The sequence below is a fragment of the Patiriisocius sp. genome, assembly GCF_051252435.1.
In the GTDB taxonomy this organism is placed as follows: domain Bacteria; phylum Bacteroidota; class Bacteroidia; order Flavobacteriales; family Flavobacteriaceae; genus Patiriisocius.
Window position 1 is genome coordinate 326,536 of the sequence record NZ_JBPOFW010000002.1, and the last position, 13,539, is coordinate 340,074.

17 protein-coding genes are annotated in these 13,539 nt (G+C 36.5%); 4 read left to right on the forward strand and 13 right to left on the reverse strand.

Features of this window, described 5'->3' with window-relative positions; genetic code table 11:
- The first annotated feature begins 18 nt into the window (after positions 1-18).
- The gene (locus tag ACSHW7_RS06530; RefSeq protein WP_435678527.1) at positions 19-417 is read left to right on the forward strand and encodes a DoxX family protein; all 399 of its coding nucleotides are present in this window, start codon (positions 19-21) and stop codon (positions 415-417) included.
- A gap of 22 nt (positions 418-439) precedes the next feature.
- Here ACSHW7_RS06530 and ACSHW7_RS06535 read toward each other — a convergent pair whose 3' ends face one another.
- On the reverse strand, positions 440-781 hold the full coding sequence (locus ACSHW7_RS06535) for a DoxX family protein (protein WP_435678528.1): 342 nt from the start codon (positions 779-781) through the stop codon (positions 440-442).
- A gap of 38 nt (positions 782-819) precedes the next feature.
- Positions 820-1,128 carry a TIGR03643 family protein gene (locus ACSHW7_RS06540; protein ID WP_435678529.1) on the reverse strand — a complete coding sequence of 103 codons (309 nt, stop codon included), beginning with the start codon at positions 1,126-1,128 and terminating at the stop codon, positions 820-822.
- A gap of 170 nt (positions 1,129-1,298) precedes the next feature.
- On the opposite strand from ACSHW7_RS06540, the gene ACSHW7_RS06545 reads away from it, so the two are divergent.
- Positions 1,299-2,501 carry a multidrug effflux MFS transporter gene (locus tag ACSHW7_RS06545; RefSeq protein ID WP_435678530.1) on the forward strand — a complete coding sequence of 401 codons (1,203 nt, stop codon included), beginning with the start codon at positions 1,299-1,301 and terminating at the stop codon, positions 2,499-2,501.
- A gap of 118 nt (positions 2,502-2,619) precedes the next feature.
- Here ACSHW7_RS06545 and ACSHW7_RS06550 read toward each other — a convergent pair whose 3' ends face one another.
- From ACSHW7_RS06550 to ACSHW7_RS06565, 4 genes are all read right to left on the reverse strand, one after another.
- Positions 2,620-4,017, reverse strand: coding sequence for an NAD-dependent succinate-semialdehyde dehydrogenase (locus ACSHW7_RS06550; RefSeq protein WP_435678531.1), 1,398 nt, complete (start codon positions 4,015-4,017; stop codon positions 2,620-2,622).
- 68 nt (positions 4,018-4,085) lie between these two features.
- The gene (locus tag ACSHW7_RS06555; protein ID WP_435678532.1) at positions 4,086-5,207 is read right to left on the reverse strand and encodes an alkene reductase; all 1,122 of its coding nucleotides are present in this window, start codon (positions 5,205-5,207) and stop codon (positions 4,086-4,088) included.
- Positions 5,208-5,268: 61 nt separating this feature from the next.
- Complete coding sequence (locus ACSHW7_RS06560) at positions 5,269-5,505, reverse strand: hypothetical protein (RefSeq protein WP_435678533.1); 237 nt, start codon at positions 5,503-5,505, stop codon at positions 5,269-5,271.
- 182 nt (positions 5,506-5,687) lie between these two features.
- On the reverse strand, positions 5,688-6,317 hold the full coding sequence (locus ACSHW7_RS06565) for a nitroreductase family protein (RefSeq protein ID WP_435678534.1): 630 nt from the start codon (positions 6,315-6,317) through the stop codon (positions 5,688-5,690).
- A 147-nt stretch (positions 6,318-6,464) separates the two neighbouring features.
- Here ACSHW7_RS06565 and ACSHW7_RS06570 point away from each other — a divergent pair, with 147 nt between their 5' ends.
- Both ACSHW7_RS06570 and hpf read left to right on the forward strand, forming a co-directional pair.
- Positions 6,465-7,418 carry a TerC family protein gene (locus ACSHW7_RS06570; RefSeq protein ID WP_435678535.1) on the forward strand — a complete coding sequence of 318 codons (954 nt, stop codon included), beginning with the start codon at positions 6,465-6,467 and terminating at the stop codon, positions 7,416-7,418.
- A gap of 82 nt (positions 7,419-7,500) precedes the next feature.
- Complete coding sequence (hpf, locus tag ACSHW7_RS06575; RefSeq protein ID WP_435678536.1) at positions 7,501-7,806, forward strand: ribosome hibernation-promoting factor, HPF/YfiA family; 306 nt, start codon at positions 7,501-7,503, stop codon at positions 7,804-7,806.
- Between the two features lie 70 nt (positions 7,807-7,876).
- Here the strand turns inward: hpf and ACSHW7_RS06580 are convergent, their stop codons facing one another.
- From ACSHW7_RS06580 to ACSHW7_RS06610, 7 genes are all read right to left on the reverse strand, one after another.
- Positions 7,877-8,245 (reverse strand): hypothetical protein, encoded by a 369-nt coding sequence (locus ACSHW7_RS06580; RefSeq protein WP_435678537.1) that lies wholly within the window; start codon positions 8,243-8,245, stop codon positions 7,877-7,879.
- Positions 8,246-8,341: 96 nt separating this feature from the next.
- Positions 8,342-9,355, reverse strand: coding sequence for a LacI family DNA-binding transcriptional regulator (locus tag ACSHW7_RS06585; protein ID WP_435678538.1), 1,014 nt, complete (start codon positions 9,353-9,355; stop codon positions 8,342-8,344).
- Between the two features lie 2 nt (positions 9,356-9,357).
- Entirely contained in the window at positions 9,358-10,578 is a 1,221-nt protein-coding gene (locus tag ACSHW7_RS06590) for a class I SAM-dependent rRNA methyltransferase (RefSeq protein WP_435678539.1), read from the reverse strand.
- Positions 10,578-11,345 (reverse strand): TerC family protein, encoded by a 768-nt coding sequence (locus ACSHW7_RS06595; RefSeq protein WP_435678540.1) that lies wholly within the window; start codon positions 11,343-11,345, stop codon positions 10,578-10,580. The genes ACSHW7_RS06590 and ACSHW7_RS06595 overlap by 1 nt, the downstream gene beginning before the upstream one ends.
- Before the next feature lie 116 nt (positions 11,346-11,461).
- Positions 11,462-11,713 carry an acyl carrier protein gene (locus ACSHW7_RS06600; RefSeq protein ID WP_435678541.1) on the reverse strand — a complete coding sequence of 84 codons (252 nt, stop codon included), beginning with the start codon at positions 11,711-11,713 and terminating at the stop codon, positions 11,462-11,464.
- Between the two features lie 15 nt (positions 11,714-11,728).
- Complete coding sequence (locus ACSHW7_RS06605; protein ID WP_435678710.1) at positions 11,729-13,000, reverse strand: beta-ketoacyl-[acyl-carrier-protein] synthase family protein; 1,272 nt, start codon at positions 12,998-13,000, stop codon at positions 11,729-11,731.
- Between the two features lie 97 nt (positions 13,001-13,097).
- Positions 13,098-13,526: a 3-hydroxyacyl-ACP dehydratase FabZ family protein gene (locus ACSHW7_RS06610; protein WP_435678542.1), complete on the reverse strand. Its 429-nt coding sequence runs from the start codon at positions 13,524-13,526 to the stop codon at positions 13,098-13,100.
- Between the last annotated feature and the right edge of the window lie 13 nt (positions 13,527-13,539).

Genomic DNA, 13,539 nt, shown 5'->3' on the forward strand with positions numbered 1-13,539 from the left:
AAAGCGTAGCTTTGCTATATGAGTTTACTTTTCTCTTTGCTTGCTATACCTCAAGTAATTTCAATACCTATTATGGTTTTGATACTGCTTATTGCTATGGCATTCTTGTTTTACGGCTATAATTGTTTGTTTTCAGAAAAAATGACTGAAGAATTCAATAGATTCGGACTCAATACCGCGCAACGTAAAACCACAGGTGTGGCACAAATCATTGGAGCGTTGGGCCTAATTGGGGGTTGTTTTTATTGGCCTTTAAGCCTTGCTGCAAGTGCAGGACTTACCCTTTTAATGTTTTTAGGTTTTGGCGTACGCCTAAAAATTAAAGATAGTTTTGCCGAAAGCGCACCATCTTTTATCTTAATGTTGATCAATGGGTATTTCGCTTATTACTTCGGGATGTTATTGGAGCTTTGGTAAGTTAAAACCAGTAGATTGCTGCTCAAAGAACTAAAAATAAAAACGCCGGAAATGACTTAAAAAGTGGGTCGCTTATTTTTACATGCATCAATATGGATCCAGCCAATAATACCATTAGTCCTAAAGCCGCGTAATCTTCAATCCCAGCAATCCAAATGGATGCGATTAATAATAAAGCCAAAATTACTTTTAAAAAACCTACTAAATAGCACATCCATACTGGTAATCCATAGACTTGGAATTCTTCTACTATAGATTGTGCATTGCCACCCCTCCACTTTGTTGGTTTATCTTTTTGAATGAGCCACACATTGAATAAACTTAAAGCAACCACTAATTTTAAAATGATAATAACGTAATACATAGTTTGTTTTTTAAATCGTTAAAAATTCTTTTCAAAAATTACCGCTTACTTATTTTATTTCCAGTAATCTGTCGTTGGCGCGTGCATTTAAATCTGTTAATGCCGTCACGTCTTTTTGCTTCGTGCTTGATGCTCACGCCACTATTAACACGCTTTCTCCATCGATTAAAGCTTCCACGTTTTAAGGTTTTTCGCATCACTTTGATTACTTCGCCCTCAGGTAAACCAAACTGAAACTCAATGGCCGAAAAAGGTGTTCTATCCTCCCACGCCATTTCAATGATTCGGTCCAACTCTCTTTCGTTAAATTCGTATGTTGCGTCTCTGCGCTCTGCTAATGGTTCCATGTTACAAATATAAATTGTTTAACTATTAATCGCTAAGTCTAAACAGGTTAATCTTTTATTAATTCTTTTTTCGGATGTTTTCTATTTCCGCGGAAACGTGACCAATTAAATCTATGTTAAGATTTTAATTTAGAGCCAAATCACTTTCATTCAAGTGTACCTTTGCGCCCATGCAAAAACAAATCAACAACAAATCTCAAACCGAATTCATCGCATTAATGGCAGCCCTCATGGCAACCGTTGCACTGGCGATTGATGCCGTATTGCCTGCCCTAGACTTAATGGGCGTTGCCATACACACGACCGATGTTGCGGATAACCAATTTATCATTTTGTCTATTTTTATGGGATTGGGTATTGGCCCTTTGATTTTTGGTGCGCTTTCAGATTCCCTTGGACGGAGACCGCTCGTTTTTGTTGGTTTTATCATTTTTATTGCCGCTAGTTTTATTTGTGTATTTGCACAAAGTCTGGAAATAATGATTTTAGGGAGAGTGCTGCAAGGCATAGGATTATCAGCACCTCGAACGATGGCAATCGCGATTATTAGAGATAAATATAGTGGTGATTATATGGCGCGGATTATGAGCTTTGTGACCGTGGTGTTTTTACTGGTTCCAGTAATTGCTCCAGCGCTAGGTAAATTTATTCTAGATTCTTATAATTGGGAAATGATTTTCTATGCGCAACTCTTTGTTTCGTTGATAGTTGGGGTCTGGTTTTACTTTAGACAACCCGAAACACTTTCTGAAGTAAATCGTAAAAAATTCTCTTTTAAAGAAATTGCAAAAGGCTTTCCTCAAGTTTTGAAAACCACAAGTAGTATGGCGTACACCTTGATTTGGGGCTTCGTTACAGGCTCGTTTATGGTGTATTTAAGCGCTTCGCAACAAATATTCAAGGACCATTATAATATGGAAGACGAATTCCCTTATATTTTTGCGGGACTTGCTGTGACCATTGGTGCTGCAACGTTTTTAAATGGAACGTTGGTAATGAAATTTGGGATGCGGCGACTTGTCACTTTGGCATTGTTTTCTTTCTTTGGGGTTTCTACGTTGTACATTATTTTATTTTCAAGTGGCGAAAATCCACCTATTGAAGTCTTGGTTGGGTTTTTTGCCATTCAATTTTTCTCCATTGGTTTTCTCTTCGGAAATTTAAGATCATTGGCCATGGAACCATTGGGACATATTGCAGGTGTGGGTGCTGCAATCACGGGGTTTATTGCCACGTTCATGGCTATCCCAATGAGCGCATTTATAGGTAGATTTTTAGCGACTTCTTCCCTCCCACTGTTTATAGGTTTTGCAGTCTGTTCGGGAATATCTTTGGTGATTCTTTTCTCCTATCGGAAATTTGTAAAAGAATAGAACTATCATTTCCTGAAAATTTCAACATAAAAAAACTCCAATATTCAAATCGAACATTGGAGTTTTTCTTTTTTAAAATTGGAACTCTAATTTGAGTTACATTTCCGCGAATGCGTGCTTATTGTTCTAAACGCATCATCGATTTTATGTTCACAAATTCCTTAATCCCGAAACCACCGTGCTCTCTTCCGTAACCGGAATCTTTAACACCGCCAAATGGCATATTGGGTTGGGCAAGTCCAAAGCTATTGATAAAAATCATTCCCGTATCAAAATGATTTTGAGCGAGTTTGAATGCTTTATCTTCATCTTTACTAAAGATACCGCCACCGAGTCCAAATCTACTATCATTGGCAATTCGCAGGGCATCTTCATTATCTTTTGCTTTGATAATTGATGCTACGGGTCCAAAAAGTTCATCGTCATAAGCAGGCTGTCCAGGCTTCACATTTTCCAGTACTGTAGCTGGATAATACAATCCTTTTCCATCTGGCATTTTACCGCCCAGCGTTATCTTTGCTCCGTTTTCTACACTTTTGTTGACTTGGTCGTGTAACGTTTTTCTCAAATCTTTACGCGCCATGGGCCCCATGCCCATATCTTTATCCATTGGGTCACCAACTTTAATATCTTTCATTCCTTTAACGAATGCTTTTGTAAATTCGTCATAAACGCTCTCCACGACAACAAACCGTTTTGCAGCGATACAAGTCTCACCGTTGTTGTAGGTACGTCCTTTCACGCAAGCCTGAGCAGATTTTTCAATGTCTGCATCGTCAAGTATTATATAGGCATCGTTACTACCAAGCTCAAGAACCGTTTTCTTTAACGCTTCTCCAGCTCTTTGTCCAATAATTTTTCCTCCGGCAGAACTTCCTGTAAAAGTGACGCCGCGAACTTTGTCATTGGCAATTACTTCGTCAGACTGGCTATGATCAATAAGCAGAACAGTAAATAAATCTTTAGGCAATCCTGCTTCTTCAAAGATTTCTTTTAGCATGAGGGCGCATCCTGTTACATTTTCAGCATGTTTTAAAATTACGCCGTTTCCAGCCATTAAGTTTACGATTGCATAACGTATGGCTTGGTATAATGGGTAGTTCCATGGTTGGATTCCGTAAACGATTCCAATGGGTGAAAAAGAAATTACTCCTTTCCCTCCATTTTGTAATTCACGTTCCTCGTTTGCCAACATTGAAGGTCCGTTTTCGGCAGTATGTTTACAAATACCTGCGCAAAGTTTTACTTCTTGAAAAGATTGTTTGATAACCTTTCCCATTTCCGAAGTCATCAAATTTGAATATTCTTCCCGACGCTCCATCAATTTTTCTCCAATGGCACCAATTACTTTGGCTCTTTCCTTTGCTGAAACGTGCCTCCAATCTTTAAATGCCATGTCACAACGGTCAATGGCGCTGTTCATTTCGGCATCCGTCATGTATGTGTATTCTTTTATTACTTCTTCGGTTGCGGGGTTTATAGTTCTAAATCCGCCTTTTATTTCTCTCTCTTTCATATAGTTATTACCACAAAAGTGGTTTTGCTTTTAAGTTAATTATTATTGTTTCAGTGCTAGAAATTAGCTTATTTAGAAGGAATCAAATCTCTAGTTTTTGCTTCGTAATCTGTATATCCTTCTTTTCCTTGACTGTAAAAAGTATCTTTGTCCCACTCAGAGGTGTCCACATTTTCTCTAAAACGTCCCACTAAATCTGGATTTGAAATATATAATTTTGCAAACGAAACCAAATCTGCATTTCCAGCTTCGATTACTTTATTTGCTTTTTCTTGGTCAAAACCAGTATTAATCATCAAAGTGCCTTTGTACATAGGACGGTATCTTTTTGCGATTTCGGTTTCCGCATATTTTACATCGCTCACATCTGTGAATGGCTCAGATAAATGGATGTATGCCAAGTCGTATTCATCGCTTAATTTTTTGATGATATAGTCAAAGGTTGGGATTGTGTCCTCAACAATTTCCATCCCAAATGTTCCATGTAGTGATGGATTGAACCTCGCTCCTATTTTATTTTCAGGAATGACTTTCTTCATTTCGTCAAGTACTTCAAAGAAAAAACGAGCTCTGTTTTCAATGCTTCCACCGTAGTTGTCTTCTCTTTTATTACTAAAACTACTAAAAAATTGATGGAATAAATATCCGTTTGAAGAATGAATCTCTACACCGTCAAATCCAGCTTCAACTGCATTTCTTGTAGCTTGTATAAATTCTGCTTTTGTTTCTTTTATTTCTTCGATGCTCATTGCCTTAGGCTCCACAGTATCTTTTTGACCGTTTGGCGTGTATACTTGTTCTTCTGGATTTATAGCGGAAGGTGCTAAAGGAAGTTTACCATCATGAAAATCTGGATGCGAAATGCGTCCCACATGCCATAGTTGTATAAAAATACGTCCGCCTGCATCGTGCACCTCTTTTGTCACTTTTTTCCAACCTTCAATCTGTTCTTTGTTGTGGATACCGGCTGTGTAGATATATCCCACGGCTCTTTCTGAAACTTGAGAACCCTCAGTTATAATTAAACCTGCGGTTGCTCGTTGCGTATAATATACGGCGTGCTTATCTGCTGTTGGAGCAGTGTATTTATTATCGGCTCGGCTTCGTGTCATTGGTGCCATTATTACTCGGTTAGGCAGTGTCAATCCTCCCATTTTGTAGGATTGTAATACTGGTTGTGTGTCTTTCATTGGTGTTAATTTTTTAATTCTGAAATTTTTATATGATTGAATTGTTAGGTCGTTTTAAAATTTATTCTTCCTCTCTTCTAGATTCTCGCTCCCCTGTATTTTCAATTTTATTTCTCATGGAATCCATGGCATCCGCAATTTTCTTTTTATCAGTTTCAGAAATTGGGTCTTTTGATATTTTTACGTTTCCGTCTTTAGAAACTTTTAAATTTTCATCTCTTGCTTCTGAATTAAAATTTGAAGATTGTCTATAATTTGATTGAAAATCTGCGTGGTCTTTATTTTTTGAAGTGCTCATCCTATTAATTTAAATTATTTCTCATAAATGTAGCCATTGCTTCGCTAAACTAATGTTGTAGAAGTCCTAATTGAGAAAAGTTTAACGTGAAATTTCCATTGTTAACCGAATTAAATTTATATCGAATAAAAAATGCCTTTTCCAGGGAAGAAAAAGGCATTATTAATTTTAAGTGACTAAAATTATTCTAAAGGTTGCTTTTCGTCGCTCAAATCATTTGTTTCACTGAAATTTCCGTTGAAAGTAAACTCACGTTGTAATTTTCTTTCACTCTTAGGAGTTTCTTGTTTTGCCAAATCTTCCGGCAAATCACTTTTATCTCCACCGTAGTAGCCAATGGCCAAGGCGGTTGCTACATGGTAATCATCTGTAAAATCAAATTCTTTTAGTGCTGCTTTAAAATCTAATCCCGCCATTTGGTGCACGGCAATTCCTAAATGTTGTGCCTGAAAGGTTAAATGTGCAGAGAATGCCCCGAGGTCATGAAGCGCATGAAAATTTTCTTTTCCTTCTGGATTTGTTTTTTTGAAAGCGCCTAACATTAATACAGGTGCATTTTTTGCCCAAGATTGATTAAACTCAGCCAATACCTTCATAATTCGGTCGTAGGTTTTGCTCCCTTTTATTCCCCAAATAATTCTCCAAGGTTGAAAATTATTGCTACTTGGTGCCCATCTTCCGGCTTCTAACAAACTGCGTATTTCGGTCTCTGAAACGGTCATATCGCTAAAGGTTCTAGGGCTCCAGCGCTCAGCTAAAAGTGGGTGAATTTCAAATTTGGTGTCTTTTTGTAGTTTGGTTTTATCTTGCATAGTTTTATTTTTTCATTAAAGATACAATGCTACTGTACTAACATCTTCCATTTTAAAGTTAGTTTAACGCATGTTAAGAGAGATTAACATTTTAAAATGATGTGGTAATGATTTCATATCTACATTTGCATAAATTTTCTACAGAATATGATAGTTTGGGGTGCATTCTTGTTAGTCATCATTTTATTTCTTGCATTAGATTTAGGTGTCTTTAATAAAGAAGCTCATATAATCAAAACAAAAGAAGCTTCCATTTGGACAGCCATATGGGTTAGTGTAGCGTTAGCGTTTTCGGGAGTTATCTATTGGTTGTTCTCTAGCGGGTTGGTCGAAAATCCAACCGGGCTTTCTCCAAATAATGCAGTTCTCAAATATATTACCGGTTACCTCATAGAGCTCTCTTTAAGTATTGACAATGTATTTGTGATTGCAGTCATCTTTTCCTCTTTTTCTATTCCTGACAAATTTCAGCATAGAGTATTATTTTGGGGAATCTTGGGAGCTATTGTATTTAGAGCATTGATGATATTTTTTGGTGTGGCTTTAATCAATAAATTTGAATGGATTATTTATGTGTTCGGAATTTTCCTGCTCTACACAGCTTTTAGAATGCTCACTGAAACCGATAAAGAATTTAAACCTAAAAATTCTAAAATTTTCAAATTCATTAAAAAGATATATCCAGTAACCTATCAAATACAAGGAGATCACTTTTTCGTAAAACGAATGGGTATCAAAGCAGCAACTCCCCTATTTATAGCGTTAATTGTAATTGAGTTGACCGATATTTTATTCGCGCTGGATAGCATTCCTGCCATCCTTGCTATCACTGCAGATCCATTTATCGTCTTTACTTCAAACATATTGGCGATTCTAGGTCTAAGGTCTATGTATTTTTTGATTTCACGAATGTTAAAGAAATTTAGATTTATAAATTATAGCCTTGTTGTAATTCTCTCATTTGTAGGTGTAAAGATGCTCATTTCTCATAACGTAGAGATACCAGAATGGCTATCGCTAGCAGTCATTTTTGTAGCGTTGGCGGGAGGTATCATCGCATCAATAGCTATTCCAGCTTCCGACGAAATGACCAATACCTAAAACTTTCATAAATTTTTATAAAAGTTTGTTCTACAAATTGATCTCACGTATCTTTAAAGAACAAATTTTTAAACTGACGACTATGAATATCAACTTTGAATACAAAGACGTATCAGCAAGTAAGAGACTTGAAGCACTTGCAGAAGAAAAATTAAATAAACTGGAAGATAAATATGATTTTATCGTAAATGCAGATGTTTATTTTAAGAAAGAAAACACAAGCACTCCAGATACTGGAATGATTTGTGAAATTAGAATCAACGTTCCTAAAACCACAATATTTTCCTCATCAAATAACGGCTCTTTTGAAGTTTCTATTTCTAAGGCTGCCAATGAAGTGAAAACTCAATTACAACGCAGAAAGGATAAAATGCAAACACATCAATAATCCTAATCAAATATAAAAAAAGCTCCAAATTTGGAGCTTTTTTTTATATGTTTGATTTATATCTATAATTTTATTTTTCTTCTTCAACTGTTGCGAGCGGCTGGATATCCTGTCTCACTTGCTTATATTTGTCAAGTTGAATTCTTGTTAGGATGTCACCCATTTCAGCAATTTCATTTTGGCGCAACTCGTATAATTTATTTAGCATATCGCGTCCCTTGTAGGTGTCTTTCACTTTATTGCTACTAATTAGGAATTCTTCTACTTTTTTCTGAAATAATAACCTTTGGTTGGTTTCCATTACCAATTGGTCATTATATTGTTTGGTTAACTCTTTTGCTTGTTCTTCTGCTGTAGCACTGCCATTTTGCAGATAAGTGTCTTGCGAAAATGCAGTTATTGAAATTAAAAAAACTACGATGGTGATTATTCTTTTCATAATATTTAATATTGATTTTATATAAATATATATAGGAATACCGCTTTTCAGAAAGACTTTAAAACTCTTTAACGTAGAATGTTAATATTATAAAAATTAAATTTTTGTAGTTTCTCGATGGATGAGTACAGCTGGAACTGTTTTCACCACAACTTCTCTGCTGTTTTCATTTTTAAGCATTTCAATCATTAACGTAACTGCCTCTTTCCCCATCAAACCGGCCCTTTGGTCAACCGAGGAAATGGATGGACTAAATTGCGCTGAAATTTCGCCATTCGAAAATCCAATAACTTTTAAAGTCTTTGGAATATTAATTTTTAACTTAGTGGCTATTTTGACGGCTTTCACTGATAACAATTCATCTATGGTCAAAATCCCATCCACTTTAGTTGAAGCTAGAAATTCTTTTATGAAAACTTCGTAGTCTTTTTCTTCAGAAATTTCTACAACACTAGAATCTTTTAAAATATGGTGTTCTCGCATTGCTTGTTTAAAACCTTTTATACGCTCTTTCATCACACTAAGGCCTACGTGAGACGCAAACAAATACGTTTTTTCTCCACCATTTTTTATCAAGTAATTTGTAGCATCATACGCCGAAAAGAAGTCGTTGGACAAAACTCCGCTTGCTTTAATATCATGTAGTGACCTATCAAAAGTTACAAATGGAACGTTATTGTTTGAAAGTTCTTCAATATGCGTAAGGTCAATAGTATTCTGGGTTTCTTCACTTGGGCAAAATAAAATTCCATCCACTTGTCCATTGGTCAATGCAATAATATTTGCTTTTTCATTTGATATTTTTTCGTGTGAAATACACGTCATTACATTATATCCTTGTTTTCTCGCCTCATTTTCTATCCCATGTAATAATTGCACAAAGAAATAGTTGAGAACATCAGGAATAATAACTCCTAGCGTATTTGTCGATTGGCTTTTTAGGCTTTTGGCAATAAAATTTGCGCGATAGCCATACAGTTTTGCTGTTTCTTTTACTCGCTTTATGGTTTCGGGACTTATCTCATCGCTATCATTTAATGCCTTAGAAACCGTTGAGATAGAGACATTCAAAATCTTTGCGAGTTCCTTAATTGTCATTCTTTTTGCCATAATCAAGATTTAAGTTTATAATAGCCACATTTTAAATAAGAACCCTCAGCAAATGTAACCGGGTGGTCCACATCGTGTGTGGTTTTTAAAAATGTAGTAATACTTCGGTTGCTTTCATCGAGTACTTTTTCATTGCTTCGGAAAAACGCTGTACTCGATATTCTAGAACTACACGAAGCCAATACCAGCAAACCACCACGCGCTGTTAATTTTACTCCTAATTGCGCCAATAAACGGTATTTTTTTAAAGCTACAGTAATCTCCTTTTGGCTTTTTGCAAAACTGGGAGGGTCAATAACTACAACGTCAAAACGTTCTTTATTTTTAATGAGCCGTTCCATTTCAGAAAAAGCATCGCCTGAAATTGTTTTATGCGTTCCCGTATGCTTGTTCAATCTCACATTATCTTTTGCCAATTCTAAAGCTTGCACGCTAATATCAAGACTCACAACCTCTTTGGCACCTTTTGCCAAAGCGTGTACCGAAAATCCTCCAGCATAACTAAATACATCTAGCACACGTTTTCCTTTGCTCAATTCGCCTACTCGTTTTCGGTTATCTCTGTGGTCTAAAAAATATCCTGTTTTATGTCCTTTGATAACATTTGCTGAAAAGTTAACCCCATATTCCCTGAAAACAATGGTTTCGTTTGTCAAATTTCCGAAGAGAACAGTACCGTCTTTCAGTTCACTTTTAGTGTTTTGCTGTAAAATTCTGCTCAACCGCAATACAACTGTTTTGACTTTTGAAATTTTAATGAGTGATTTTAAAATCATTTCCAAGTAAGGAAACCAAATTGCACTATACAATTTGATAACTAAAACATCTGCATATACATCAGCGATAAATCCCGGAAAACCATCGCTTTCTCCAAATAGTAATCTGTAGCTATTGGTATTGGTTTCAAGCAACGATTTCCGAAGGGAATGTGCATATTTTATCTTTTTATTGAAGAAGTTTTCATCAAGTTTGACACCTCCATCATGATGTATCATTTTGATGGAAATTGGAGAATCTGGGTCGTATAGACCCACGCCCATAACATTGTTCTTTGTATGACTAAAAATTATAGCAACGTCACCCGGTAGCCCGTTTTTGTTGATTTTTTCAACACTGTCACTAAATATCCATGGATGTCCGTCTCGCACGCTACGCTCACCGGTCGCCGAAAGTTTTACGGCAAGTACGCTCGGTTTTATGTTGGGCAATTGGATGTTGAACATTATAGGTTTTTAGTTAGGTTTTTCTGGTATTTGCTCTGAACGATATCAATAATTATCAGGATAGCAATTACAAAATAGAACGTGGTTTTACTCATTGGGGTAATGTGGTTTCCAAAGATCTCTAAATTAGCAATATGTCCTCCTTCGCTTAATAACATGATACCTACAATGAACAAAATAAAGAGGCCGAGCACTTCATACATGCGATTTTTTTTAAGAAACTCAGTGACTTTACCACTTAACCAAATCATCAATAATCCTCCAATAATTATGGCAACCGCCATTACCCAAAAAATATCTGTCAAGGCAATAGCGCCAAGGATAGAATCGAATGAAAAGACAATATTCATAATGATGATGGAGGTAATAATCATTCCAACAGATTTTGGCTTCTCATCAATTTTTGCGTGCGCATCAAGAGCCATCATGTGCATAATTTCCTTCACAGCAGTATACATAATGAAAACACCACCAAACAGAACAATTAAACTATGAATATTAAATTGTCCCTCAATGATTCCCGTCCATCCGATTGAAAATATGGGGTTTTGAAATGACGCTATCAACTCTAGCAATACAAACAATAAAACTATGCGTAAAACAATTGCGACTCCAATACCAATATTTCTAACGCGTGCTTGCTTTTCAACGGGTGCTCGTTTTGATTCTAACGAAATGTATAATAAGTTGTCAAGTCCAAGAACGGCTTGAAGCATTGTTAATAATCCTAGTGTGATAAAATTTTCAATTGTAAATAATCCTTCCATATTTTCTCCTTCGGAAAGGGGATTTTTTTTCAGCTTAATTCCTGTAAAAGCTTATAGGAACATCACTTAAGTTAGTAATTCATTAAAATTTCCGCGAAAGCGAAACTAGTTTTCTTTTAATCATTCAATTTAGCTTGAATAATGGCTATTGCGTCATTGATAGTGCGCAATTTTTCCATGTCCTCGTTGGCAAACGCCACATCAAAAGTATCCTCAACATCAAGCACAACATCAACCAAATGGGCCGAATTAATATTCAACTCCTTAGTCAAATCGCTATCTGGATTAATATCATTTTCATCAACATCCTCTGGTAAATAGGTTTTTACAATTGGCAAAAGTTTTGCGTAGATAGCTTCTGAAGTCATAAAAGGTATAGTAATTTAATTTTTTCTAAAGATAACACACGCATTTACATCTCCAAAACCAAAACTTGCCTTTATAGCAGTTTTAATGTCTGTGGAAATGCTTTGCATTGGGATTTTTTGAGCGTCAATCAAGGCCGTAATTTCGGGGTTTAAATCCTCGCAATTTATATTCGGAAATATAAAGCCTTCATTCATTTGAATAATGGTTGAAACGGCTTCAATACTACCGCTAGCGGCCAAACAATGCCCCGTCATCCCCTTTAGAGAATTGATATAAGGGAAATCTGAACCTTTTCTATTTAGCGCTTTGGACCAATTTTCAATTTCTAGTGCATCCTTGGTGGTAGCCGTTAAATGCCCGTTGATATAATCAATTTCCGAAGCACTAATTTCAGCTTGCTCCATCGCTTTTTCGATACAAAGTTGGACGGCTTCGCTATTGGGTGCTGTCATACTTCCGGTTCCTCTATGACCACCACTATTTACGTGGCCGCCGAGAACTTCAGCATAAATTGTAGCACCCCTTTTTTGTGCGTTTTCAAGCGATTCTAATAACAAAGCTCCTGCCCCACTTCCTGGCACAAACCCTGAAGCTGTTGCGCTCATAGGTCTTGAGCCTTCCTCGGGGTTATCGTTGTGCTTGTAGGTAATCACTTTCATTGCATCAAATCCGCCCCAAATATAAGGGCCATCTTCTCCGCTACTCCCGCAGAGCATTTGCGTTGCTTGTCCACTGGCAATGCGCTCATACCCCATTATGATAGCTTCAGTTCCCGTGGCACATGCAGCCGAATTTGTTGTTACCATGTTTCCTGCGCCAATCATACCACTTAGGTACGCACTCACACCGCTCATCATGGTTTGGGCAACTGCCGTACTACCTAATCTGCGTACATTATTATCATCCAATTTATAGATGGATTCTCTAAATTTGTCAACACCACTCGTAGAAACCCCGAATACAATTCCTAAACCCCAGTTAGGCGCATCTTCTTGATTTACAGTTTTTATACCTGCGTCTTTTAAAGCATCCATTCCAGCCATGACACCATAGAGAATCCCATTGGCATTAAAGTTTCTTAGTTGTAACTCAGTAAAATACTCACGTTTTTTTTCTTCGGAAATTTGTGGAATTCCACCTATTTGACAAGAAAAATTCATCGCTTCCATTTGAGGCTGAAAACGAATTCCCGAAGTTCCATTTTTAATAGATTTTGTAAATGCAGGAAGTCCAACGCCGTTTGGCGCGCATACTCCCAATCCTGTTATGACAACTCTTCTTTTGATGGTTTTCGTTTTTTTATTTACACTCTCTCTGTAAAAGTAGTTTTCAACTCCGATTAACCGGGAATCGTCTAAGATTACAAATGGGTTTTATTCATAATTATCCAATCATTCCACTAATCTCTCCCAAAGCAACTACTTCATTTTTTTCATTGAGCATGCGTACTTTGCATTTCAATTTATTAAATCTAAAATACATCTTTTCTGATATCACTTTTACCTTTTCTCCTGGAAATACCGGTTTGTAAAAATCTATACTTGTGTTTGACATCGCAACAGTTGGATGTTTTAAAATTTCGGTTTCCATTAAAAAAATTCCTAAACAAACTACACCTATTTGCGCCATGCACTCAGTGATTATAACGCCCGGTGTTATTGGGTTGTCTTTAAAATGACCTTCATAAAAATAGCTATCCTCATGGAATGTGTAGCTGCCAATCGCCCCTTTTTCATTGACTCCTTCTAGTTCGTCCACAAAAAGAAATGGTTTTGAGTACGGAAGTTTTGATACGATTGATTCTAGATTCATTTATAGATTTATT